The organism is Lacticaseibacillus parahuelsenbergensis (assembly GCF_030770265.1).
GTDB classification, from domain to species: domain Bacteria; phylum Bacillota; class Bacilli; order Lactobacillales; family Lactobacillaceae; genus Lacticaseibacillus; species Lacticaseibacillus casei.
Map to the genome: position 1 here is coordinate 367325 of NZ_CP132482.1, position 24552 is coordinate 391876.

Annotated in this window: 20 protein-coding genes; 16 read left to right on the plus strand and 4 right to left on the minus strand. The window is 43.8% G+C overall.

Features of this window, described 5'->3' with window-relative positions; translation table 11 throughout:
* Positions 1-15: 15 nt before the first annotated feature.
* A complete protein-coding gene (locus LACPH_RS01700) occupies positions 16-402 on the plus strand; it encodes a PTS sugar transporter subunit IIA (protein WP_274784288.1) in 387 nt (128 codons plus the stop codon).
* Positions 403-806: 404 nt separating this feature from the next.
* Here the strand turns inward: LACPH_RS01700 and LACPH_RS01705 are convergent, their stop codons facing one another.
* Positions 807-1724: a DUF4767 domain-containing protein gene (locus LACPH_RS01705; RefSeq protein WP_274784289.1), complete on the minus strand. Its 918-nt coding sequence runs from the start codon at positions 1722-1724 to the stop codon at positions 807-809.
* 339 nt (positions 1725-2063) lie between these two features.
* Here LACPH_RS01705 and LACPH_RS01710 point away from each other — a divergent pair, with 339 nt between their 5' ends.
* The 12 genes from LACPH_RS01710 (at position 2064) to LACPH_RS01765 (ending at position 14913) form a co-directional block, all read left to right on the plus strand.
* Positions 2064-4160 carry a BglG family transcription antiterminator gene (locus tag LACPH_RS01710; RefSeq protein WP_274784290.1) on the plus strand — a complete coding sequence of 699 codons (2097 nt, stop codon included), beginning with the start codon at positions 2064-2066 and terminating at the stop codon, positions 4158-4160.
* Positions 4161-4472 (plus strand): PTS sugar transporter subunit IIB, encoded by a 312-nt coding sequence (locus LACPH_RS01715; protein WP_049170597.1) that lies wholly within the window; start codon positions 4161-4163, stop codon positions 4470-4472. It begins immediately after the preceding gene.
* A gap of 31 nt (positions 4473-4503) precedes the next feature.
* Positions 4504-5790 carry a PTS sugar transporter subunit IIC gene (locus LACPH_RS01720; RefSeq protein ID WP_274784291.1) on the plus strand — a complete coding sequence of 429 codons (1287 nt, stop codon included), beginning with the start codon at positions 4504-4506 and terminating at the stop codon, positions 5788-5790.
* 16 nt (positions 5791-5806) lie between these two features.
* Entirely contained in the window at positions 5807-6229 is a 423-nt protein-coding gene (locus tag LACPH_RS01725; RefSeq protein ID WP_274784292.1) for a hypothetical protein, read from the plus strand.
* Between the two features lie 16 nt (positions 6230-6245).
* Positions 6246-7106, plus strand: a complete 861-nt coding sequence (locus LACPH_RS01730; RefSeq protein ID WP_138117882.1) for a class II fructose-bisphosphate aldolase — start codon at positions 6246-6248, stop codon at positions 7104-7106.
* A gap of 22 nt (positions 7107-7128) precedes the next feature.
* Positions 7129-7761: a P-loop nucleotide/nucleoside kinase family protein gene (locus LACPH_RS01735; RefSeq protein ID WP_274784293.1), complete on the plus strand. Its 633-nt coding sequence runs from the start codon at positions 7129-7131 to the stop codon at positions 7759-7761.
* A 1123-nt stretch (positions 7762-8884) separates the two neighbouring features.
* Entirely contained in the window at positions 8885-9151 is a 267-nt protein-coding gene (locus LACPH_RS01740; RefSeq protein ID WP_306387196.1) for a hypothetical protein, read from the plus strand.
* A 381-nt stretch (positions 9152-9532) separates the two neighbouring features.
* Positions 9533-10402 (plus strand): sulfite exporter TauE/SafE family protein, encoded by an 870-nt coding sequence (locus LACPH_RS01745; RefSeq protein ID WP_274784295.1) that lies wholly within the window; start codon positions 9533-9535, stop codon positions 10400-10402.
* A 36-nt stretch (positions 10403-10438) separates the two neighbouring features.
* On the plus strand, positions 10439-11434 hold the full coding sequence (locus tag LACPH_RS01750; protein WP_274784296.1) for an ornithine cyclodeaminase family protein: 996 nt from the start codon (positions 10439-10441) through the stop codon (positions 11432-11434).
* A 180-nt stretch (positions 11435-11614) separates the two neighbouring features.
* Positions 11615-12550: a nucleoside hydrolase gene (locus LACPH_RS01755; RefSeq protein WP_274784297.1), complete on the plus strand. Its 936-nt coding sequence runs from the start codon at positions 11615-11617 to the stop codon at positions 12548-12550.
* Positions 12551-12658: 108 nt separating this feature from the next.
* The gene (gene dcuC, locus LACPH_RS01760) at positions 12659-14065 is read left to right on the plus strand and encodes a C4-dicarboxylate transporter DcuC (protein WP_049170608.1); all 1407 of its coding nucleotides are present in this window, start codon (positions 12659-12661) and stop codon (positions 14063-14065) included.
* Positions 14066-14175: 110 nt separating this feature from the next.
* Positions 14176-14913 carry a GntR family transcriptional regulator gene (locus LACPH_RS01765; RefSeq protein WP_274784298.1) on the plus strand — a complete coding sequence of 246 codons (738 nt, stop codon included), beginning with the start codon at positions 14176-14178 and terminating at the stop codon, positions 14911-14913.
* 155 nt (positions 14914-15068) lie between these two features.
* Here the strand turns inward: LACPH_RS01765 and spxB are convergent, their stop codons facing one another.
* Positions 15069-16880 (minus strand): pyruvate oxidase, encoded by a 1812-nt coding sequence (gene spxB / locus LACPH_RS01770; RefSeq protein ID WP_370531187.1) that lies wholly within the window; start codon positions 16878-16880, stop codon positions 15069-15071.
* 413 nt (positions 16881-17293) lie between these two features.
* Here spxB and LACPH_RS01775 point away from each other — a divergent pair, with 413 nt between their 5' ends.
* From LACPH_RS01775 to LACPH_RS01785, 3 genes are read left to right on the plus strand one after another with little or no spacing between them, the layout of a single operon-like run.
* Positions 17294-19162, plus strand: a complete 1869-nt coding sequence (locus LACPH_RS01775; RefSeq protein ID WP_274784300.1) for a BglG family transcription antiterminator — start codon at positions 17294-17296, stop codon at positions 19160-19162.
* Positions 19152-20018, plus strand: coding sequence for a ketose-bisphosphate aldolase (locus LACPH_RS01780; RefSeq protein WP_274784301.1), 867 nt, complete (start codon positions 19152-19154; stop codon positions 20016-20018). The genes LACPH_RS01775 and LACPH_RS01780 overlap by 11 nt, the downstream gene beginning before the upstream one ends.
* Positions 20019-20055: 37 nt before the next feature.
* The gene (locus tag LACPH_RS01785; RefSeq protein ID WP_274784302.1) at positions 20056-21999 is read left to right on the plus strand and encodes a PTS fructose transporter subunit IIABC; all 1944 of its coding nucleotides are present in this window, start codon (positions 20056-20058) and stop codon (positions 21997-21999) included.
* 168 nt (positions 22000-22167) lie between these two features.
* On the opposite strand, the gene LACPH_RS01790 is transcribed toward LACPH_RS01785, so the two are convergent.
* Both LACPH_RS01790 and LACPH_RS01795 read right to left on the minus strand, forming a co-directional pair.
* Complete coding sequence (locus LACPH_RS01790) at positions 22168-23406, minus strand: alcohol dehydrogenase catalytic domain-containing protein (protein ID WP_274784303.1); 1239 nt, start codon at positions 23404-23406, stop codon at positions 22168-22170.
* A gap of 128 nt (positions 23407-23534) precedes the next feature.
* Entirely contained in the window at positions 23535-24491 is a 957-nt protein-coding gene (locus tag LACPH_RS01795; protein ID WP_274784304.1) for a sugar-binding transcriptional regulator, read from the minus strand.
* Positions 24492-24552: the final 61 nt, after the last annotated feature.

Sequence of the window (24552 nt, forward strand, 5' to 3'; positions counted from 1 at the left end):
AAAGGATTGACTGGTATGTCAGAGCTATTATTAATTAGTCATGGCCGCTACTGTGAGGAGCTCAAAAAGAGCGTTGAAATGATTCTAGGTTCCCAAGAGAATATTCTAACTTTGAGTTTAGGGCCAAATGATGGACCGGATGACTTTCGTGAGCGATTTGAAAAGATAATGGAATTGTCGGATCATTTTACTGTCTTCGCGGATTTGATAGGTGGGACACCGTGCAATGTTGCTGCTAGAGTTTTGATGGAAAGTACAAAGAAGTTTGATCTTTATGCTGGTATGAATATGCCAATGGTTATCAGCTATGTGAATGCTCATTTAGTTGACAAAAAGGGCTCTCTAGTCAGTGATGCTAAAAAAGGGATTGCATGTGTCAATGAAATAATTGAGCAAGCCTGAAGGTGGGAATTTCAGGAAGTTGTTAAACTGAAATAATTAGAATTGATAGAACCAACCGAGCCTTCGTCAAGGCCTGTAACTACAGGTTGGAGTAGCTTATTTCAAATAAAAGATGAAACGTGTACTTATTCGAAGCAGGTTTCAAACACTTGAATATCTGTAATTAGATAAATGATGGCCGCGGCATTCGCTCTGAAAACTAACGGAGGCGAATGCCGTAATTTTTATATGAAAGGACCGCAAAAGTGCATTTATGCCAAACACATTCATGAATTTTAGAGTAACTGTAGCAGAACTGCTATCGCCTTTAAGGCTACTAAATTATATGCTGAGCTTGGAATCTGATTTTCAAAAAGTTCTTTCTGTCAGACTTCCAAGCAATGTCTGTCTATCTTATTTCGTGTTTACTGCGGTCGGTTTTTAAAATCTAGAATAAGATGATCTGAATCTCTGACAAGAAACCAGACGCCCTTAGGCATTGAAGACTCATCGAATTGTTGGGCAATGGTCGTACCGTTATCTAATTTGGTTAACGACCAGCCTCCACCTCCATCTGGTCCTACTATTCTTCCGGTTCGACCGTGATCATCCATCTTTGCATCAAAGAAGGGCCCTTCTGTTGTACTATCTGCTGCCACTTGAATTTTTTCGTTCGAAGAGTGCATCGCTTTAAGGTAGCGAAAGCCTTCATCTAGATTCCAGTGCCAACTTGAATTTGGGGAAGCAGTGACATTGTTGTTGTTCTCTGTCGCAATCTTAGCAAATCCTTGTTGTAACATGGTATTCTGTGTTTCGTAAAAATGGAGGTAGTCACCATTTGTCGTCTGTGTTTGTAGGACAAGAGCGTGATTGTCTTTTGTGATCACAAAAAGGTAAAGCATTGGCCACACAACATTCGGTTTGCCACCTTCAGCTGCCGCAACGACTGTGTAATCAGCGTTGCTTTCTCCTGTAGTAGACCACTTGAGTGTGGCAAAAGAATCAAATACGAGTTCCGTCTTTTGCGTCTCTAAGCTGCCAGGAAATACTTCACCAAGTCTAGTAATTGATTCACTAGCATAAGTTCCCTTAAAAGATTGTCCCATATTTGATTGCCAGTCTTTCATGAAAGCAGTTAGTTTCGTATTTTTTTCTGGCGACCAGATTGTATTTAGGTTTTTCATAGAAGATTTTGAACTGGTTGTTGGGGTAGATTGGGTACGATTTGTAATAGATTCTTTTGGGCGAGCCTTTGAAGATTGTTCCTGTTCACTAGTAGTTTTGCTACACCCTGCGAAAATGACTGTCACTGCAATGACAGCTAAGAATAAAAGCCTTTTCATAATAATCCCCTCCATATTAAAATAAGTATAGCATGGGCTCATAAGTATACGAGATTAAAAGGGCGGTACTCGTAGAACATGCGATTTTATTCACATACTTTGATTTTTCCCTGTATGGTTGAAGATTTCCTTATTACTGAGCTTAGAATCTCATGTTGTGCTCCATAATGGTTAAGCAGATAAGCCTTAGTCATCATGGAGTTTTTTCGTGTCCACACAAATTTAATAGATTGAACTTTAAGACACGAGGTGTACTTTGTTTCCCAAGTAAAAGAAAAAGGTTCTACTTTTCGGAATGTAAGCGCTTGCCTAGTATAGAAGCTGTAAGGGGGTAAGACAATGCGAGAAAGATTGACGAATCTTCTGCGAACATTGTTGGACAGTTCAGAGAACTCGTTATCGGATTTAAGTAAACAATTCAACGTCACGACCAAAACCATTCGGAATGAGATTCAGGTTTTAAATGAAGTTTTGGCGGAGAAAGGATTGCCTTTATTCGATATCAAAAGAGGTGTTGCTTATAATCACATCTCAACGCAACAGCTGCATTCGCTGTCTGATGTACTTGACTTTAACAGTATTAGTCAAGGCGCGTTAACCCCTGAACAACGAAAAGTTTATCTATTGCTGGATTTACTTCAGGCAAGGCATCCCGTTTATCTTGTTGATGAACAGGGAACAATGCAGATTAGCAAAAGTACGATGGATGCCGATTTGCGCAACTTGCGGGCTGATTTAGCGAAATACAGCTTAACCCTCACAACCAGTCCAAAGTTAGGTGCGCAGATTGAAGGTAATGAACGATCCATTCGTACCATGTTCGGGGATGTCTTAACGCGTCAACACGCATTAGTCACCTTGATCGGTCAGCAGCTGATCGTCAGTGGCATGTATGTCGACAAAATGAAGGAAGTCTTTAACCAACAAGATGTGACTTACATCAGCGATCTCTTGTTGAGGTGTTTTCCAAATGGTGCTTTGGCCGCGAACGATATGTATCGCCAGCAAGTGACAGTATTGCTCATCATTTGGTTACACCGAGTTCGTAGCGAGCATTATGTTAAAGACGATGAAACAGCGGTTGACCTCAATAAGGAAAACGCGCGCTTCCTCAATGAGTTGATCCAGCACTATGACTTAACGATTGATATCAGCAGTGAGTTGGGTTATGTCGGCTTTTTGATTAACAGTTTTAATCGTCGCGGGGCGATTGATCTGGATGACTGGGTTAAGGCCCAGATTTTCAGTGTTGCGCTGATGGATTATATGGAAACAGAAATCGGTTTTCCTTTTTCCAAAAATGAAAAGCTTTTTGAAGAGCTATACAACCACATGACTGCTTTGTTCAAACGTCTGTCGCGGAATATGAAGGTGGTTAATCCGCTGAAAAAGACTATTCAGCAAGGATATAGTCCGATCTATGACGCCATTAATCGATTCTTTACGACCGGTCGTTATCAGCTAACGATGTCCGATGATGAGAAAGCCTTTCTTGCCATGTATTTTTCAGCAACACAGGCTGAAGATCGGCAGCGTCAAGATTATCAGTATCAAGCCGCAGTTGTCTGCAACTTCGGCACGGCGACTGGTCGGGTTTTAGCAGCCAAACTTGAAGAGCGCTTTAACATTGATGTTCTTGCAGTTCTCAGCACGTCAGAAGTGGGGATTCTCCGTAAATTGCCAGTCAGTTTGGTTTTCAAGACAGTCGACATGCCTATTGATGAGATTCCCAGTTTGAAGGTAAACCCGATTCCTTCAGAAGTTGACCTGAATCGCATCGCAGCCTTTTTAAAGAAATATGCTGCGTTGACTAAATATGAAGGCCGGACTTTAGATCCAACTAGATTATTTCAAACCATTCTGGACACGCTCAAGTCACATCAAGTAACAGTTGATAAAAGATTACTGGCTGATTTGCAGGCAGCGTTTAAGGATAACCATGTCGAAATCAATGAAAGGGAGGTTCAGCCTATGTTGAAAGACTTAATCAACGACCACCAGATCCTACTTCAACAGAAAGCTGATGATTGGGAAAATGCGATCCGTCTTTCGGCAAAACCATTGCTTGATGAGGATTACATTACCGAGCATTACGTACAAGCGATGATTGATTCAGTAAAGAAATTCGGTCCGTATATTGTCATTGGACCTTCCATCGCGCTAGCCCACGCGCGCCCGGAAGATGGGGCAAAGAAGCTGGGCGTCACCATCACGACGTTAGCAAAGCCAATCAACTTTGGCAATCCCGACAATGATCCTGTGAAAATCATCTTCTGTCTTGCAGCAATTGACAATTATTCGCATCTCAACGTCATGAAAGCTATTGTTCAACTCATTAATGATCAGCAAAAGGTTGATCAATTGGTTCAACAGACGGATATTCAGCAATTCAAAACGATTTTGTTTAACGAAAAGACCTCAAAGGAGACGATTTAAATGAGTAGAAAATTAACGATTTACTTTATTTGCGGGGCCGGCTTAGGGTCTTCCTTAGCTTGCCAAATGACAGCAGAAGATGTTTTGAATCGCCTGGGTTTGGATGAAAATCTCGAACACGAAGCTATTTCATCAACGCCAGGATTACGAACGGACATTATTGTATCGGCGGAAAATTTTGCTTCACAATTCAAACAGTATGATCTTGATCCAGCTATCAAGTTTGTCTTTTTGCACAACATTGTTGATCCTGCTGAGATTGAGGCCAAGCTTGTGCCAGTCATCAAGGAACTATCCGCAAAGGCCAGCTGATTCAGCACAAACGCGTTAGGAGGAATGAATCATGGTTGTGGTTAACTTTATTATTCAAAATATCCTGACCCAAGCTGCCATCACCATTGCATTAATCGCGATGTTGGGTTTGCTCTTACAGCGTAAATCCTTTGGTGCAGTTTTAACCGGGACGTTCAAAACACTATTAGGCTTCCAGGTGCTTTCCGCGGGATCAGCTATTATTGTCACGGCATTGACTTATTTCGGTAAGATTTTCCAACATGGCTTTCACTTGCAAGGCGTTGTTCCCAGTATTGAGGCGATTAACGGCCAGGCGATGAACACGCTGGGCTTAGGGAATGAAATTGCCTTGACCTTCTTAGGCATCTTTATTGTCAACATCCTGATTGCTCGATTCTCGCCATGGAAATATATCTTTTTGACCGGGCAGGCACTTTTATGGATGTCAACGATGACGGTTGTCGGTGGGAAAATGGCCGGCCTCAATTCTGTGCTGACCATTGTTGTTGGCAGTGTCATTGGCGGGATTTTTGCCGTCGCAATGCCTGCCATTGCTCAACCTTTTGTTCGTAAGATTACGAAGGGCGATGCCATTGCGCTAGGCCACTTTTGTACGATCGGCTACATGGTAGAAGCCGGCGCTGCGTGGGTGTTTGGTGAACGTGGCGAAAAGAAACATTCAATTGAGGATATTAAATTACCCAAGTATATGGAATTTCTGCAAGACACGTATCTGTCGGTTGCGGTTGTGATGGTGCCGTTGTTCATGATTACGGCGGCGTTTGCAGGCCCTAAATATGCCGGAAATGGTACGAGTCTGAACTATATCATGAATGCGTTTATGATGGGCATTCAGTTTGTTGTCGGTGTTTACGTTCTGCTTGCTGGCGTTCGGCTCTTACTTGGCGAAATCGTTCCGGCCTTCCGTGGCATTGCGATGAAGCTGGTACCTAATGCCAAGCCGGCACTTGACTGCCCGGTACTGTTTCCTTTTTCACCTAATGCGGTCATTCTGGGCTTCATTACCACCACAATTGGCACTGTCATCGGCATGTTCCTGATGCCTGTTTTCGGTCTGGCAGTTATTCTGCCGGGGATGCTGACGAACTTCTTTGCCGGTGGGACTGCCGGTATCTTCGGTAATGTTGTCGGTGGTCGGCGCGGCGCCATTATCGGCGGTATCGTTCACGGCCTATTCATCACATTATTGCCAGCGCTACTAGTAACGGCCTTGACCTCGTTTGGGTTCGTGAATGCGTCGGCAACGGACTCTGACACCATTGTTGCCATGCTGATGTACGCGTGGATCTTGACGCCGATTCTTAAAGCAGTTTAAAGAAAGGGGCATGGATATGTTTGGCGGTTTATTTAAAAAGAAAGATGCTCAGAGACCCTCATCTGCGGTGTCAAAACAACGTGATCAACCAATTTCGTCAACCGATACTGCAGATCTGAAGGAAAAAGTCGCCAGTTTAACGGAACAAATCAAGCAAACAACGGACGATAAAGAAAAGCGGCATCTTTTATACAACCAACTAGGCGCTGCACAAGCAAAATTAGGAAACGATTTGGCGGCCATTGCTGCGTATGAAGCGAGCATCAAGGACAAAGAGGAGTTCGGCGATGCTTATAATGCTTTGCTGAATCTGTATGAGGTACAGCGGAAACAAGCGGCAAAAGCAAAGAACGATGACGATATTCAGAAATGGGTTAGCAAAACAGATGCGTTGCTTGATATGTCGAAACGCGTCATGCGGTCTGGTTTTGGCTATTAATCTAGGAGGCAATCATATGTACAAGAATTTAAAGCAATTAATGGATGAAGCACAAGCACTCGATTACACGGTCGGCGCCTTTAACGCGCACAATTTAGAGATGGTGCCACCAATGATCATGGCGGCCAAGGACGCAGGCTCTCCTATTATCATACAAACCAGTGTGGCAACGGCTCAATATGTCGGCATGAAGAACTTTGTTGCTGTTTGTAAGTCGATGGCGCAAGACTTATTAGTTGATGTTGACCTGCATCTTGATCATGCCAAGTCGTTTGATGCCATCAAAGAAGCGATCGATGCCGGTTATTCCTCGGTCATGTTTGATGGCTCGGCCCTGCCAAATAAAGAAAACATGGAACGTGCGCGACGGGTGGCCGACTATGCCCACGAACATGGCGTCTCTGTTGAATGTGAGATCGGAACAATCGGCGGAACTGAAGAAGGCGTAACAGTTAAGGAAGGCCGTTACACAGATCCGCAGCAAGCAATTACGTTCCTGAATCATGTTGATGTAGAAGCTCTGGCAGTCGGCGTTGGTACGCATCACGGTCAATTTAAATCAAAAACCAAGTTGAATTGGCCATTGATCGAAGAATTGCATCAAGAGATCAGCACGCCAATGGTCATTCATGGTGGCACGGGCGTTAATGAGGCTGATTATCATCGATTAACTGAGAACGGATTCCGAAAATTCAACGTTGGGACAGAGTTGTTAGTTGGTTGGACCCGCAAAGCAAAAGAGATGTTTGCCCAGACAGAAGTCAACAACTCTCTGCGCAACAACATCGAGCCATGTAACCAAGTCGTTTATGATATCGTCAAACACAAAATAGGGCTGTTCTTAAATAAGGACGCAGAAGTTCCAGTGAACGCATAAAGCGATAGGAGGAGACGACACGATGGATGTTGATACACAAGCTTTGGTTCTGTTAGCAGGCGCGCCTGGTACTGGCAAAACGTATGCGGCAAACAAAATCATGCAGGCAATCAGCGGGTTCGTGTCGCTGCCGCTCGATCTTTTTAAAGAGCACCTCTACGATGAGCTGGGTTTCGATAATCTTCAGGAAAAGCAAACGCTTGATGCCGAGGCAAGAACACGTTACTACCGTGGCATTGATATTCTGATGAGCGAACACAAAATGATTCTAGGCGATTACCCGTTTAGCCGTCTGCAAAAACCAGCACTCGAAAAGTTGGCCGCAAAGTATCATTACCCAGTCATCACAATCCGATTAGAAGCCGACATCAAAGTACTTTATAATCGCCAGCGTCAACGCGATCTGTCTGATCCCCGCCACCTTGGCCATCTCATGAATCATTACCATCGCGGTGATACCTTTGAAAGTATTAACGAAAAACCCGATGGCATGCCTTCGTTTGAAGTGTTCAGCAACCGAGTGAGTGATCGCGGCTATCAGAATTTTCAGATTGGCAGGCTGATCAGGGTGGACGTGAATGATTATGCGAAGGTGGATTATCAGACGCTGGTGGCACGGTTGAAGGAGTTTTTGAAGGCATCGGCTGTCGGATAAATGGGTTGAAGATATGAGACTATTTTGTTGACGAGTCTGTAAAACCTATCGTAAAATTTGCAGGTTGTGAAGAGATCATCGAGATAAATCCCGATGAACTCAACCGCGATTCAGGGAGAAGCTAGCCTTTCATGGATGGCTTTTTTCTGTTAGTGACAAGGATTACATTCTGCAAGGACAACTATGAGCCTTGACACATACTGAAGCGGACAAAAACATACCGAAGCGGGTAAATAGTACAAAAAGCTTACTGGCGCAGACAAATAGTTGACTAATCTGTCATTTCTAACGTATAATTTAGGAGTTGAGAAAAGGCCACCGGGTGGCGCCCCGATGACCTCAAACACGGTTCAGATGACTATGGGTAAGCTAACCTTGACGGTTAGCTTTTTTGATTATCGCATACGCTTTAGCGCTACTGGTAATCAGTATGCTTAGCGCGATAATAATCGACGCCACATCCAAGTGGCAACCCCCTTCGTCTCCTGAGTCTGGCATGGCCATCACCTCCACGATTCAAAAAATGTTGAGTGGTGTGTGCCATCCAATCCGCTAGACTAAGAAGTGAGGGTAATTAGTCCTCTTTCTTTGTCATGATTCTAGTTTATAGATTGTAACGTATGCAGTCAATAAGAACACGCCGCAATTTTTAAACACATAGAGGTAGCGCTTGCAGTCGACACGTTAGATTTTTCAACTAATTAGTAAGTTGACGAATCATCCATTTCTAACGTATAATCCAGACATTGAAAAGAGGCCACCGGGCGGCATCCCGATGACCTCAAGCACGGTTTAGATGACGAGTTGAGTGAAAAGCTAGCCCATACGGTTAGCTTTTTTGATTATCGCATAGGCGTTGGCCATGCTCGTGATCAGCATGGCCGTTGCCACGATAATTGACGCCACTTCCAGCGTCGCTACACCTCTCGTCTTTCCAATTTGGCATGACTTCACCTCCACGGTTTAGAAATGTTGAGAGGTGTGTGTCATCTCCAGTCCGCTAGACTAAGAAGTGAGGGTAATTAGTCCTCTTTCTTTGTCGTGATTTTAGTCTATAGGTTGTTGCGTATGCGGTCAATAAGTAATAGTTGTTATTTTGAACAGCTTTTCGTAGAGAAATATCATGAATGATATGGTGTTGTCGCTCAATGATACAATAATTTTAAATTGGCTTCACGAGAAAGGGCGGGGTACTGTGGAAGAGGTACGAATTGTTCAGTTGGGTAATTCGTTGGTGTTGACGTTGCCGGAAAATAAAGGATTCAAGAAGGTGCAATCGTGGCTTCTTATACCAGAAGATGATGTCAAACCTAGTTATACACTGATTCCTAAACTTGAGGATCCATACATAGGTAAAAGAAGGGGATCAATGTATGTTCCTGAAGAATGATCTGAAATCTAACATCTCATAGTAGCCTTGTCCGACGAACTTTTGGGCAGGGCTATTTTGTTGCATTCATAATTGTAGCGGCATAGACAGGGGCATTGAACCACTATTTTTGAATCAAAACATTGATCTGGTTAACTTTATTGGGGAACAGCCTTGACTAGTGAATTAATTCACTTACAGTAGTTATTAAGAGGCGAAAGTGACGACATCGTTTGCACGCGAAACCATGCGTTTGTTTTCATTGCGCAAGAACACGTCATTCAAGACACTTATAATCTGAGAACGCTTGAAACTTTGGACACGGCTGCCAAGAAAGCATTCGGTCCAGATTTTGAAGGCGTCCGAGACATTTACATGTTGGATCGGAGGGGGAAGACGTTCATGATTAAGGTCTTACTGGGGTTGATTGTTCTTATTAATTTAGGTTTTCTTTTCTATTTTGTACGTGATTTGCTACGGCACCGCTCGGAAATCATGACAGAACCGGCAACAACTTGGGCCTTGCCATTCAGCTCATTCCTGATCTTTCTTCTTTCAACGTTTGGCATTTCCGATTTCGCCATTAGCACCGCACTGTATCCTAAGGTCAAATGGGTGTCGATCAAAAAGCTGCCTGGCACCTTGAACACGCAATGTGTTATTCCGGTGGCTGCCATGGCGCTTTCGTACATTACCGCCATTACGGTTGATATTAAAACGTTGGCGATTTGCATCATTGCGGCGGTGATCGGTGCCTATATCGGGCCGCGGTTTGTGGTTAAGTTGCCCGCTGACACGATTAAGAAGTTTGTCACGGCTGGTTTGTTGATTGCGGCGCTGATGATTTTGGCTGGTAAATTTAACTGGATCCCAGCCAACGGAACGGCGACTAGTTTATCAGGTTGGAAACTTATATTGACAGCCGTCTTATTGTTTGTGTACGGTGCGTTGAACAACATCGGTATTGGCTCGTATGCTCTGACGATGGCGACTGTGTATGCGATGGGGCTCAATCCGTCCGCAGCTTTTCCAATCATGATGGGTGCCGCAACTTTTTCTGTTTCGACAAGCTCCATTCAATTCGTCAAGTTGGCAGATTATAGCCGGAAAATCACTTTATTCACGTCGACTTTTGGCGTTTTGGGCGTATTGGTCGCCGTTTTCTTTGTGAAAAGTCTGGACACCAGCATGCTGCAATGGCTAGTGATCGTGGTGTTGCTATATTCCGCCATCAGCATGGCATTGTCGCTGCGGCAAAAAGAAGAAGCATAACTTGTTGACTAAATTGAGAATAATGGAGGTCATACGATGCGGATTTTAACAAAAAAAGATGTGCAAGCAGTTTATACGATGAAAGATGCGATCGCTGACGATAAAGTTGCTTTGGCGGCTTATTCTAACGGTGATGCGACTGTGCCGTTGCGGGCCAACATTGATGTTCAGGCGGAACATGGCCAAAGTCTTTACATGCCGGGCTATGCTGCAGGTGAGCAACCTGCGCTCGGCGTTAAAATCGTCTCCGTTTATCCTGATAACATCGACAAGGGATTGCCGAGTGTCCCGGCGACTATGGTCAGCCTGGATCCCAAGACCGGCATTGTGTCGGCGATCATTGACGGAACCTACCTGACGCAGCTGCGAACCGGTGCGCTGCAAGGGGCGGCAACCGATCTGCTGGCTAACCCTGATGCTAAAGTGGCCACGTTAATCGGGACGGGCGGCCAGGCACCGACGCAGCTGGAAGCGATGCTCAATGTTCGTCAGTTAACGCGTGTTTATGTTTCCGATATCGACCACGATCGCGCAGCAAAGTTTGCCCAAGACATGACTGATCGTTTCGGTAAGCAGTTCAATGTCGACATTCTGCCAGTCAATGATCTTTCCAAGGCGATTCGGGCATCGGATATTATTACATCCGTTACGACTTCAAAGCAGGCAACGTTTGATGCGGCTGATGTGCAACCCGGCACCCACGTTAACGGCATTGGTGCCTATACGCCAGAAATGCACGAGATTCCGGCCGAGCTTGTTCAGCGGGCAGACAGTGTCATTTTCGATACCATGGACGGCGTTTTGGCGGAAGCCGGCGATATGATCACGCCGCTGAAAGAAGGACTGGTGACAAAAGCGCATTATGCGGGCGAGCTCGGGCAGTTGATTAATGGCAAAATCAAGGGTCGGCAGCGGCATAATCAGGTGACGCTGTTTAAAGCCGTTGGTACAGCTGTCTTGGATGTGGTTGTGGCTGAGAAGATTTTGCAGGCAGCGGAGAAGCGGCATGTGGGAATGAGTGTGGATCTTTAATGCTGAATTGTTGAAAGGTGGCAGTTGTGACGTGAAGATGTCGCAACTGCCACTTTTTGCTTACCAAAAATTCGGAAGTGGGAGCAAAAAAATAAGTGATACAACGTTGTACTTTTAAATACAACGTTGTATAATTTTATACGAAATGAAAGCGCATTCAATTCACGAGGAGGAAAGACTATGTCAACAACCAGTCCTGCACCAACGATCATCAGCACCGATCCTGGCATTGATGACGCAGTAGCGATTGCCATTGCGTTAGGCAGTCCAATGCTAGATGTACAACTCATTTGTCCCATTGCAGGGAATGTAAGCGTGGAGAAGACAACACTTAATACCCGGCGTTTGCTTACTTTTTTGAATCAAGCACCGCGAGTTGTTCAGGGCAGTAGTAAACCACTTTTGCGGCCGCTTAAAGATGCAAGTGGTGTTCACGGCAAGACGGGGATGGATGGGTATCCCTTCCCAGAGCCTGCTGTGGAAGTTGATACGTCGATTCCTGCGGCGGTTGCCATGCATGAAACCGTGATGGCTAATTCCAGACCAGTAACGCTTATCGGTATCGGGCCGTTAACGGATATTGCTCTCTTTATTCATCAATATCCCGACGATCTAAAGAAGATCAAAGAACTTGTTTTAATGGGCGGGGCACTTGGACGCGGCAACCTTGGCGTTTTATCCGAGTTTAATTTTGGAACTGATCCTGAAGCCGCAAAGATTGTGTTTAATAGTGGTCTGCCAATTCGAGTTGCACCGATGGAAATTGGGCGACAAGCAAAAATTCTACCTGAAACATCGGAAAAGATTAAGCAGTTAGGCAAGGTTGGCGACATGTTTTATGCGCTGTTTTCCAAATATCGCGGTGGAAGTTTCAAAACTGGTTTGAACATGTATGATGCGCTTGCTGTAGCGATGATTCTTGAGCCGTCTTACTTCAATGAAGTAACAACCCACGTGGAGATTGAAACGCGTGGCGAATTTACAGCGGGGGCTTCACTAATCGATCTAAAAGGGTACTTAGGAAAACCTGATAATGCAAGTGTTGCTACTAACGTTGATTCAGAAAAATTTGAAAGTTGGTTTGTTGATGCGATTGCTGCAACTGCCAGTTTGTAGGTGACTGACAGTAACTAATGATCGCGTGAGGTAAAAAGAAAGACAGTAGGTGCCATTCTCTTATGAAAACACGAGGGTGGCGATGTTTTTCATGAGGGGGATGACATAATGAATGCAATTCTTGTCTCGGTTATCGGTATTCTAGCCGTTGCCATCTTAGTTTACATGCTGTTGAAGAAGAACGACATCAAGATGACATTATTGGTTCTTGGTATTACGTTAATGTATCTTGCTATCTTTCTAGGGAATAAAATCAAAGTCTCTGCATCGACTGGGACCGTGTGGCTTGATCCTTTTCAGGCAGTGGTAGATCAGTTTACTAATACGCTTGTCGGTCCTGGCTTTGTCATTCTGATTTTAGGCGGATACAGCGCCTATATGAGTCACATCGGCGCTAATCACGTCACAATTCAGGCGTTAACCAAGCCAATTGCCAAGATTCGATCGGTTTATATCCTAATACCGATTGTCTTCTTGATCGGTAACTTGCTATCACTCGTCATTCCTAGTGCGTCTAATTTGGCCATCATTTTGTTGGCGACTTTATACCCTGTTTTGCGGGCAGCAGGTATGAGTCGATTGTCAGCAGCGGCCATTATTGGCACATCGGCGACCATTGTTCCAACGCCCTTAGGTTCAGATAATGTTGCGGTTGCGGCCCAATTGCATATGGCCGTGACAGACTATGTTTTTAAAAGCCATGCGCTGGTTTCAATTCCGACATTGTTAGCGATTGCGGTGGTTCATTATTTCTGGCAAAAGCATGAAGATAAGGTTGATCCAGAGACACTGACCTACGATAAAGAAGTTGCAGAGAACCACGATGACGGCATTGACTCAAAGGAAAATGTTAATTCCTACCACGGTTTAACTGCGTTTGTTTATGGGTTATTACCATTGCTACCCATTGTTTTGCTATTGGCGATTTTCTTTACAAACATAGTGGCTGGCACAAAGTTAAATATTAACGTTCAATTGGTAACGTTGATCAGTTTTGTTGTGGCAGTGATCGTTGAATTGCTTGCCAAACGAAAAGTTCAAAACGTGCTTAAAGGCACTAATTCCTTTTTCACTGGAATGGGCGATGTAATGAGCATTGTTGCCTTGCTGGTGGCCGCCCAAACTTTTGTGCAAGGGTTAACTTCCTTGGGTATCATTGAGCTAATTCAGAATTCGATGACGCATATGAGTGGGTCGGGCATCGTTCTGCCCATTGTTATGGTTCTGTTCACCGCGGTCATTGTTCTATTAAGCGGCAGTGGCACAGCGTTGGTTTTTGCGATGATTCCACTGATCATTCCACTATCCAAGGCTGCGGGGATTGATCCAGTCGCGTTGTCAATTCCGCTTCAGCTTGCCGGCAACTTGCTACGCGCGGTTTCACCAGTTGCTGCGGTGGTGTTGATTGTGGCAGGAACAACCAAATTATCACCTATTCAAATCGTTAAAAGAACGTCGGTGCCGATGGTCTTCGGTGTCGTGATGATGCTTGTTATGTCCCTGATACTTTTCTAGGCCTGAAAATTAAGTTCAATTATTCCGGTTTGGTAGATGGCAAAATGGTGATGCTGCTTTCATGGTAGAATGAATTAAATCATAATTCAGCCTGAAAGTGGAGAAAGACAATGCATCGTTCACCGAAGTATGTTCAAATTTACAACCAGATTTTGAAGATGATCAAACAAGGCCAACTAGCGCCAGGTTCTAAACTCCCTTCTGAGGAGGTACTCACCAATGAGTTTGAGGTTAGTCGCGTGACGCTACGTACGGCTTTGTCGTTGCTTAAAGAAGACGGTTTAATTCGCAGTATTCACGGACAAGGACATTTTGTCGAGGCCGGGGAAAAAAAGACGAGTGGTATCGAAACGCTAGGCAATCCGATACTAAAAGGGCTTGTGCCGACAATTGAGCGGCGGGAGGCTTACTATCACGAAAACCAACCGAGTGAGTTCACAGACCAGCTGTTTGACAGTCACGACGAGCCGTATGACACACTTAATATCTGGTATCAGAATAATGGCGAGAATATTGGGAACACGTTGGCTATTCTGTTGCCAGAAACAGTGACCATGTTTCGCATTAACTTGAACCAGCCAGATAGTATCGTTAACTTTTTGGAGAAATCCGTTTATCAAAAAGCTTCAAGCTCATCGGTGTCGATTACGTTGTCTGATCGCCAGCAGAAATCGTTTCGCCGCACCTTTAGTGACACAAGCCCGTTAATTTTGATGACAGAAGACATCTTTGGACTGAATGGCGAAAGGCTCTTGCAAAACAAACACTATATTCCTGCTAATTTATTTAGAGTGAACGTTGTTAGAATTCAGCATGATTTACAAAGTCAAATTAGTCCGGTGGATTGACGCAATCAATTCTAATTAGCCAACTACCACTTGAAAAAGTTCCATACCACAAAAAAGCCGCCCCGATTTTCCTTTTCGAAAATCAGGACGGCTTTCTCATGCACTAAAGGAGGAAAATAATGAACCGTTAATGTTAATCAACAGCCACCGACTAACTAGAACCCGCCTTCACTATTCTCGGCATCACGTACGGACAATCCCGCTTCCTTCAAGAAATCAGCGAACGGCCGCAAATCTTGCGCTTCGTACCGTTTGACGAATGCGTCGATTTCTTCTTGGGAGAATTTGGCTGGGTCGAGTTGCAGTTTTTCTACTGGCATCGGCCGATCGCCGGAGATCACCGCATCAATTAAAACGGATTCTGTTTTGGCGATCTCTTTTGCCTTAGCGAAGGTTGGAGCTAGGTCTTCAATTTTGGTGACCCGGAAGCCCTTCATGTTGACGGCTTTGGCAACTAGGCTGAAGTCAATATCATCGAATTCGACGCCGATGAAGTCGTTTTTGTTGGTGTCTTCTTGTTCATCTTTAATGAAGGCATATTGCTTATTGGTGAAGATCACGTTGATGGCTGGCAGGTGGTATTGAACCTGCGTGACCAGATCCTGCATGGTCATCGCCACGCCGCCGTCTCCGGATAAGTTGAAAATTTGACGATCCGGGAAGTCCAGTTTGGCCGCGATGGCACCGGGGATGCCGACGCCCATCGTTGCGAATAAGTTGGATGTGAAGTGGCGATTTTTCGGCGTCAAATTCAAATTGCGGTTAGCATTTAAGTTGATGTCGCCAACGTCAATCGAAAAAATCGCATCTTCATCCGCAATATCATTAACTGCCTTCAGAACTTGATAGGCTTGCAGCTCACCAAACTGTTTGTTTTCCAGTTTGCTTAGATAGTCACGCCAATTTTGTCGGTTGGCAAGATTGGCTTTCCACCACGGCGTTTCTTCGCGTTCGCTGACTTGTTCAAGCACTTGTTGCAAGGTCGTTTTGGCATCAGCTAAAATGGCAACTTCTGCTTGGTGACGCTTGCCTAATTTAGCCGGATCCACGTCAATCTGTAAGAAATGCTGGGTATTCTTGAAAGCATTCGAGACTTCAGCAAAAGGATAGTTGTTACCGATAAATAGCACCGTGTCTGCTTGGGCTAAGGCTTCATTCGCCGGCTTTTGGGCGACGCGGTTGGCGGAACCTAAGTATGCTGGGTAACTGTCAGGAACAATGCCTTTAGCCGGATAAGTACTCATAAGTGGAATCTTCAGCAATTCGCTAAGTTGTTGCAGCTCCTTGCCGGCGGTGTATGCGCCGATGCCATAGTAGATGACTGGGCGTTTGGCGTCGACTAATTGTTGCGTCAGCTTTTTCACCAAGTCAGGGTCAGGAACCGGCAAAAGTGGCTTTTGGTGATTGATGGCTGAAGCATACCAGCTATCTTGGGGAATCTCCTGCCATGGCAGGTCCACCGGAATTTGAACCACCGAGACGCCTTGGTTGGCATAAGCGCGACGAATGGCCTCATCGATGACGTGCGGTAGGGTTCTAGCACTAACGGCGGTCACGTTATAAGCGGCAACATCAGCATAAATCGGATTTTCATTCATTTCCTGAAAAGTATCCATATTCATGCCGGTCGTGCCGAACTGACCGATCAATGCCAGCACCGGCACATGGTCTTCGCGCGCATCGTACAACCCGTTCATTAAGTGCGTGCCACCCGGTCCAGCTGAGCCAAAGCAGACGCCGATTTTGCCAGTCAACTTCGCATCAGCTGCCGCGGCCATCGCCCCGACTTCTTCATGCCGAACCTGAATATAATGGATGTTTTCCTTTTCGGCAGATAAAGCATCCATGATTGAATTAAACGAGCCACCCGGAATCCCATATAAATGATCCACCTGCCATGCTTCCAAAACCTTCACCACAGCAAGACCAGCGGCAATGGTTGAACGATCATTGGTCATTTTCAACATCTCTCCTCGTTGTTGTTGAAGTGCTTTACACTATTAAATTTTGCACAATCTAACGGTTTTAATATAGCATGACTTCAAATTAAGGGCAAGCGCTTACACGTTGAGAGGCGGTGTGGCGCTGTTTTTTTAGTGTTTTTTGGGAAAGGGAGTCTCTGGTCATTGTTGATTGGCTAGGTCGAAGCGTCTTTTATTGATAAATGGGTGAATTCCGATTAAACCAAGGCTGAGGATCCCTCTTGGCTTCTTGCAAGTGACATAGCAACGACTTGCGTTTGTCAATGAATTGGTTGAACCGGAAAATTCGTAAAATTAAACCGGAAAAAGATATACCAATGTAAACGCTTGCTGACATGTAATAATAAGATTGTCAAGAGGTGGGGTACTTAAGTAATCTGTGAAAGAAGGGGGCGATCATGAACGAGAAGATTAAACAGTTGCTTGACGTCTTATTGCAGCAAAAGGGTTACCTTACCGCCTTACAACTCTCTGACATGCTCGGTGTCACAGAAAGGAGCATTCGAAACTATGTAAGGACTTTAAATAGCAGCGAAACACAAGATCCTTTAATTGTTTCGTCAAACAAGGGGTACAAGATTCAGCGTGATCTATACAATGAAAGTGTGAAAAATCGTCTTTTCGCAAAAGATGATGAAGAATTGCTTTTTAGAATTGCATTGATTTTGATGAATCAATCGACTTTCATTACATTTGATGATCTTGCTGTTCAATTGAATTATTCAGTTGAGAGCATCCGGAGCAAGGTTCAGGCTCTATTTTCTAAAATTCATGATCTAAAGCTGCACGTCAGATTGGAATCAAGAATTTTTACGGGTATTCGAATTTTGGGTGAGGAGAACCAAAAAAGATTGCTTCTAGAACAGCTAATCCCTATCGAGCAAATTGAAAAAGGAAATTTAACTGATTCCACTTTTAAACTCATGGGGCTATTAGCAAATAGAAAGAGTATTAAAGCTGAGATTGGTAGCATTGATGCAGTTTTTTCACGGCATCATACAACGATGGATTTCATTGTTTACGCAAAGATTATCTGTCACATGATTATTGTGATGAACCGTTGCAAAAATGCTAGTTTAATTACTTTGTCGGAAGTGGGAAGTAACAATGAGAGCCATCCTGAATTTCAGCTTGCTTCTTCGTTATTGGCAATGTCCGTTTATCCAATCAATGACGAAGCGGAAACGATGGCACTTACTAATTATCTCATTGCTCTTCCGCTTAATACGCCGGGTGCATTTGTTCCAGATATGAATGCTCGCCAGAAAAAGGTCCTGGAAGCTTCACTTAAGCGAGCAGAAGAATATTATGCGATCCCGCTTTATTCGAATAAACGGTATCGAGCACAGATCATGAATCATGTTATGAGACTGCTAGATCCTCTTGAAGAGAGCATCCCAATTTTTAATCCATACTCGGAAAAAACAAAAAGAGAGTATTTGTTTGCATACTCGATTGCCTGTTTTCTCTATGATGATCTAGAAAGTGATTTTGATTTGCAAATACCCGAGTCCGAAATAGCTTATTTAGCCATTCACATTCAGCTGGTTTTAACTGAGGAAACCAAAAATGTTATTCCAACAAAATTGGTATTTCAGGGTAAAAAGGCCGAGGGAGAATTGTTTCGATATAAGATTCAAACCTATTTTCCCAGATTAGAGATCGAGGCCGTCACACCGACAATAGATCAATCAGACATTGAAAAGTATCAACTGATCATCTGCTGCGGCTTTCAAGAAACCACTAGTGTTATTAGTTCTAAGGTCATTGAAATTAGCAAAGAAATGGATACGCGTGATATTGCAAAGATTCAAAACTTTGTAGAAACAATTGGGACAGCCTCTTTAATTCAACAGCTTGATTATCATCATATAAATGAATCATCAAGTGAGGAAGCAATTGAATATTTATTAAGGAAATCTGGGTACCTTAATCTTTTACCATATTTCCAAAAACGTGAGTCGATGTCACCAACCGATATTGGACATCTGGTGGCGATGCCTCACCCATTTTTAAAAGGGTCAGAAACCACGGCGAAAGTAATTGTAGGTATCAATAGGCAAGAGATTCCGTGGGGTCATCAAAAAGTTAGATTAGTTGTAATTTATATTCCTGCTGCGGATTTGAAGACAAACAAGAATTTCTTCAATGATGTCTATGAACATACAAGTGATTTAGCTGAAGTTCATGCTTTATTGGAAACAAAAACCAAGCAGGAGTTTATTGACGTTTGGAATAGAAAAGGAGAGTATTCACATGCTTTATAATATGGTCGATTTGCTGAGTGTCGCGTATAAAAATAAGTTTGCCGTTGGGTCTTATAATGTCGCAAATAGCGAGTTTGTTGAAGCAATTATTCGCGCGGCAGAAGAGAAGAATGCACCAGCCATTATTCAGATTCATCCCAATGAAATTAATTTGATTGGTGATAACTTTATTGCCTACGTTAGACAGGCGGTGTCGCGTACGCACATTCCAATGGCAATTCATGTAGATCATGGTGCAACACTGGGAGATTGTGTTCGTGGGATTCATGACGGATATACCTCTGTCATGATTGATGCGTCAGCAGACTCATGGGATAACAATGTGGCACTCACCAAGCAAGTTGTTGATGTAGCGCATAGTGTGGGTGTATCTGTTGAAGCAGAACTTGGCACAATTGGATCTAATGAACTTTCAACTGAAGGGACAGGTGTAAATAAAATTCTGTATACCGATCCTGAAGATGCAAAGAAGTTCGTAGCATTGACCGGCGTCGACACTCTGGCCGTAGCAATTGGAACTCGCCATGGACATTACAGTCACGTTGAAAAACCTGAGTTGAGAATTGATTTACTCGAGAAAATTCATGAAGCCGTTGATATTCCCTTGGTTTTGCACGGTGGCTCCGATAACAAAGATGAGGAAATTAAAAAGACTTATCTTCACGGAGTGGCAAAAATCAATCTGTCTACAGACATGAAGACGGCATTCTTTAAGCAACTTAGGAAGAATTTGGATAATAATCCAGATGCGTATGAGCCTGATCAGCTGATGCCATCAGCTAGGAAAGCAGCACAAGATGTTGTTGAGCATAAAATGGATCTCTTTAATTCTACTGACAAAGCTGACTTATACTAATATCTAACAAACAGGCCTAGTTTCGGAGGTGAGCTAGATGCATATAGACGAATTAATTGATATCAAAAATATTGATACTAGTATTGAACCAATGACAAAAGATCAAGCTATTGAACGCATGATCCATAAACTAAAAGTGAATGGTTATATTCAAGATACAGAAACGTTCAGTAAGGCTATTTACCAACGCGAAAAGGAAATTTCAACTGCTGTAGGCTATGGCGTTGCAATTCCACATGCGCGAACTAGTACTGTCAAAAAGTCAACGATTGGCGTTTTTAGAAATCTATCTGGCATTTCATGGGGTCAAGAAAGAGTCAACTTGGTATTTATGATTGCCGCTGAGAAAAATGCTTCAGAAGAGCATTTAAAGATGCTGTCAAAGATTTCGACGTTTTTGATGGACGAGAGCTTTCGAGCTAAACTCATCACGGCTGCTGATCCTAAGGAAATGTATGAAGTTCTTGTTCAAGAGGATGCTAAAAAAAGTGAAGATGCAGATGTTTCGCAGGCTAGAGAATCTGCAGGAAAATATCTTGTGGGAATTAGCGCTTGCATGACAGGCATTGCACACACGTATATGGCGGCTGAAGCACTTGCAAATGAAGCTAAGAAACGTGGTATGCGCGTTAAGATTCAAACGAATGGATCTACTGGTGTTGAGAATAGACTCACATCGAAGGACGTTGAGGAAGCAGATGCTATTGTTGTCGCTCACGATGTAAAGGTTGACACCACCATCTTTGGAGAAAAGCCTTTTTTAGACGTTCCGGTTAAGCGCGCTATTGATAAGCCAGATTTAGTTGTTGATCAAGCATTAGAAGAAGATGCAATAACATCTCAGCCTGTTCAATCTCATAAGAATCTTGAGTCGGCATTAGGAAAAGAGGAAAAGGCTGAAGAGGACTTAACAAAAGGGGGCAAATTTGCCCGTGCTTTCTACACACACATTATGAGCGGCGTATCGTATATGATTCCGTTTGTTGTAGTCGGCGGTATCTTTATCGCAATTTCGTTTATGTTTGGCATCTACGCCTCCGACCCTAAAAGCGACCAGTACAATATCTGGGCAGCATTTTTTAATGAGATTGGCGGAAATGCAGCTTTTAAACTCTACGTTCCAATTCTAGGTGGGTTTATTTCTTGGAGTATTGCGGATAAAGCAGGCCTAGCACCAGGCATGATCGGTGGCATGATGGCAGTGAATGGGGGATCGGGATTTCTAGGCGGAATGGTTGCAGGATTCTTAGCTGGTTATGTCACGCGTTTCATCGTTCAAAAGACGCAAAACGTTCCCCACTCTTACAAAGGAATTATGGCAGTGTTGGTCATTCCGCTTTTAGCAACATTTATTGTCGGTCTCGTCATGTTCTTCCTTTTGAACACACCGATGTCGAATATGATTGCGTTTCTGACAAACTGGCTGAAATCCATGAGCGGTGTCAATGCTTTCCTTATGGGCGCACTCTTGGCTGGTATGATGGCTTCAGATATGGGTGGCCCAATCAATAAGACTGCTTCGGCCTTTGGCCTAGCGATGTTTGCATCAAAAATTTATGGTCCTTCGGCAGCGTTAATGGTTGGAGGCATGGTTCCTCCACTTGGAATTGCGCTAGCAACCGTGCTATTTAAGCGAAAGTTTACGATTCAGGAGCGCGAGGCTGGCAAAGCCAATTGGGTACTTGGTGCAAGTTTTATTACGGAAGGAGCGATTCCATTTGCTGCGGCTGATCCCCTGAGGGTTATTCCCGCAAACATCATTGGTGGCGCTATTGGCGGTGCAATTTGTATGGCGACAGGCATCACTTTACAGGCACCGCATGGGGGGATCTTTGTTATTCCAATAGCCTGCAACAAGCCGATTCTTTACATTGGATGCATCGTCATTGGATCAATTGTTACAGCGCTCATTTTAGGCTTCTCTAAGAAGATATTGAGTGAGCAGCAAATGAATCAACAGATGGCAGCAGGCATTATTTGAGCCTAAATTTAAACGTGCCAATAATTTCAAAATTGTGCATGCACCGAGAAAACAAAAGTAGCGGACAACAGATGTTCGCTACTTTTTGATATTGAGTTGTAAAAAGAATCATGAAATGTGAGAAGAAACAAAACATTTCAAGGCCAATGGGACCAGTCAATATTCGGCCTAATCAATGTAGTCAGGTTCATTTGCAAGAATCCACTCCTCAGCTTCTTTTGACCATAAACCATCATGCTTAGCGAGAATCTTTCCTAAATCGGAGGCTGTATCAACCTTAGCTAATTCGATACGATCAAATTTTTTACCGCTATAGACTAGCTTTTTGCCGCCGCCAATTTCGGGCTGATTCATGGTTGTTTCGCCTGCATCATTCAGTCCCATAACATGAGTGATGACTTTTGAAACATCCAGTTTCTTCTCAGCAATTAACTGTGCTGCTTCTGCCTCGTTATCAGCATCTCCGCCTGAAGTACCTACGAAATGCGTGAAATTGTAGTGGATATTGTAGAAGTTAACTGATGCTGAGAAGTCTTTCTTCATTGGACCGGCAAATTGATTTAAGCACCCGTCAGGATTTAGCAAAGAATCTGCTAAAGTGGCTAAAGGCGCTACGCTGATCATTAGAAATGCATCGTCATATCCAGTTCCGTCGACCGCATTCAAAAGCGCGGCTTTTTGTTCATCCATTGACAAACCATTTACATTCACGAACTTGATGTCGACCCAGTCAGATGGGTAAAGCTTTTTAGCACGATCAAGTTTTTCTTGATTGACGTCAGTAACAACTAATGTGGAGGGCTTCTTGGGGCCATGGAGTGCATAGTCAATGGCTAACAAGCCCATTGGACCTGTACCGCCCATGATTAACATATTGCCGCCCTCTTTAATTCCCGTTGTCGGTTGATAAGAGTGGAAATTAACGTGATATTGAGCTCTGAATGCTGCAATAACACAGCTTACTGGCTCACAAAGGGAACCTTCGTAATACGCGTCGCCCTCAAATGGGATCAAGCACCCCATAGTCATCACTTCATCAGGGATAATTATCTTTGTGGCGTCTCCACCAATATAAGGGTACGAGTAGCCGGGAACAAATGGCGTATCTTGTCGAGCTAGGTTTGGTTGAATGACGTAATTTTGACCAGCGTGGAACTTGGATTGCCATTTTTTCCCAACCTTTAAGATTTTTCCTGAAAATTCGTGTCCAACAACCGCTGGATGATGCGCCAGGTCATCGGGTGTCTTCTTATGGTCTTCGCCCTCCATGGCAAGCTTCCATGATGACATACACATTGTGTCACTTACTACAGTTGCGAGGATTTCATCATCCTTCATTTCGGGAAGTTCGAACGTATCAATTCGAAGATCTTTTTTCCCGTAAATTCGTAATGCTGTACTTTCCATATCAATGCCCTCCATTCACAAATGTGAAAAATGATTAAGTGCTTACTTTATTAGCTGCAACATCATGATAATTCGGGGAATGAGAATGAACAAGTAAGCGCTATCAAATATTCACAAATGTGAAATGGTTAAGACAAATCTTTTATTGACTTTGCGGTGGCTTCGGTTGTGATGAGCGTGTTTAGAAGTCCACCACGTAGAGCAGCAAGGATTGCTTTAACTTTCTCTTCACCAAAAGCGATGCCAACAGAATACGGCACTTTCTTCATAGCGGATAAGGGGAATGCGACAAGGATGGAGTCAATGTCTCGCGCCACCTTACCGTTTTTGTCGAAAGGATGAGAGAGGATGTCCCCTACCATATCAGCACTGAAGTAAGACTTGAAGTTTGTGTTTTCATAAAATGCCTGCCAGTCAGGTGAATCGGTGATGAGTGAACTACCCATCCCGAAAATTGCTACATTGACACGAGTCCAGAGACCGAGAATCTCTTGCGTGTTTGGATTTGCAAGCAACTCTTTACGCAATGCTTTTGATCTGACAAAAGCTGGTGAATCTAAAACAAAGGCTGTTCCGTTGAGTCTATTTGCTAAACGGTGAGTCAAATAATTTACATGATAATTTGAAGGTATCCGGCCCATGGGCCCACCGACAAGAGGCACAACCTTAATATTTTGTAGTTTGTTGTTTACTGGAAATTGGCTAATAACGCTAGAGAGGGTTGAACCCCAACTTAGTCCAACAACGTCATCGCTTTTGATAATCCTAGATAGAAACATTGACGCATAAACACTCAATGCGTTCAGCTCGTTGCCACCATTTTCGGATGAAGGAACAATGACAGCATCACGTAAACCGTATTTTTGTTTAAAAAAATCTACAAGTTGACTAACGGCGGTTGTTTCCGGATTAATAGCAATCGAAACAACGCCCTCATCCCTAGCCGCCTTTAAGATGCGACTTATTTCAGTTCTGTGGATGTGTGCAATGTCGGAAATTTCTTGTTGGGTGAGACCGTGCATATAGTAAAGATCTGAAATTTTGACGAGCGTTGCGCGGTCATAGCGTTTAGGTAAGCTTGACATAAATGTCACCTCGAAAATCACAAATGTGAAATTATAAACCGGTCTTATTGTAACCGGTTAC

Excerpts from the sequence above, each read along its gene's own strand:
- LACPH_RS01700 (WP_274784288.1), top strand. The coding sequence starts at position 16 with ATGTCAGAGCTATTATTAATTAGTCATGGCCGCTACTGTGAGGAGCTC.
- LACPH_RS01705 (WP_274784289.1), bottom strand. The coding sequence starts at position 1,724 with ATGAAAAGGCTTTTATTCTTAGCTGTCATTGCAGTGACAGTCATTTTC.
- LACPH_RS01710 (WP_274784290.1), top strand. The coding sequence starts at position 2,064 with ATGCGAGAAAGATTGACGAATCTTCTGCGAACATTGTTGGACAGTTCA.
- LACPH_RS01715 (WP_049170597.1), top strand. The coding sequence starts at position 4,161 with ATGAGTAGAAAATTAACGATTTACTTTATTTGCGGGGCCGGCTTAGGG.
- LACPH_RS01720 (WP_274784291.1), top strand. The coding sequence starts at position 4,504 with ATGGTTGTGGTTAACTTTATTATTCAAAATATCCTGACCCAAGCTGCC.
- LACPH_RS01725 (WP_274784292.1), top strand. The coding sequence starts at position 5,807 with ATGTTTGGCGGTTTATTTAAAAAGAAAGATGCTCAGAGACCCTCATCT.
- LACPH_RS01730 (WP_138117882.1), top strand. The coding sequence starts at position 6,246 with ATGTACAAGAATTTAAAGCAATTAATGGATGAAGCACAAGCACTCGAT.
- LACPH_RS01735 (WP_274784293.1), top strand. The coding sequence starts at position 7,129 with ATGGATGTTGATACACAAGCTTTGGTTCTGTTAGCAGGCGCGCCTGGT.
- LACPH_RS01740 (WP_306387196.1), top strand. The coding sequence starts at position 8,885 with ATGAATGATATGGTGTTGTCGCTCAATGATACAATAATTTTAAATTGG.
- LACPH_RS01745 (WP_274784295.1), top strand. The coding sequence starts at position 9,533 with ATGATTAAGGTCTTACTGGGGTTGATTGTTCTTATTAATTTAGGTTTT.
- LACPH_RS01750 (WP_274784296.1), top strand. The coding sequence starts at position 10,439 with ATGCGGATTTTAACAAAAAAAGATGTGCAAGCAGTTTATACGATGAAA.
- LACPH_RS01755 (WP_274784297.1), top strand. The coding sequence starts at position 11,615 with ATGTCAACAACCAGTCCTGCACCAACGATCATCAGCACCGATCCTGGC.
- dcuC (WP_049170608.1), top strand. The coding sequence starts at position 12,659 with ATGAATGCAATTCTTGTCTCGGTTATCGGTATTCTAGCCGTTGCCATC.
- LACPH_RS01765 (WP_274784298.1), top strand. The coding sequence starts at position 14,176 with ATGCATCGTTCACCGAAGTATGTTCAAATTTACAACCAGATTTTGAAG.
- spxB (WP_370531187.1), bottom strand. The coding sequence starts at position 16,880 with ATGTTGAAAATGACCAATGATCGTTCAACCATTGCCGCTGGTCTTGCT.
- LACPH_RS01775 (WP_274784300.1), top strand. The coding sequence starts at position 17,294 with ATGAACGAGAAGATTAAACAGTTGCTTGACGTCTTATTGCAGCAAAAG.
- LACPH_RS01780 (WP_274784301.1), top strand. The coding sequence starts at position 19,152 with ATGCTTTATAATATGGTCGATTTGCTGAGTGTCGCGTATAAAAATAAG.
- LACPH_RS01785 (WP_274784302.1), top strand. The coding sequence starts at position 20,056 with ATGCATATAGACGAATTAATTGATATCAAAAATATTGATACTAGTATT.
- LACPH_RS01790 (WP_274784303.1), bottom strand. The coding sequence starts at position 23,406 with ATGGAAAGTACAGCATTACGAATTTACGGGAAAAAAGATCTTCGAATT.
- LACPH_RS01795 (WP_274784304.1), bottom strand. The coding sequence starts at position 24,491 with ATGTCAAGCTTACCTAAACGCTATGACCGCGCAACGCTCGTCAAAATT.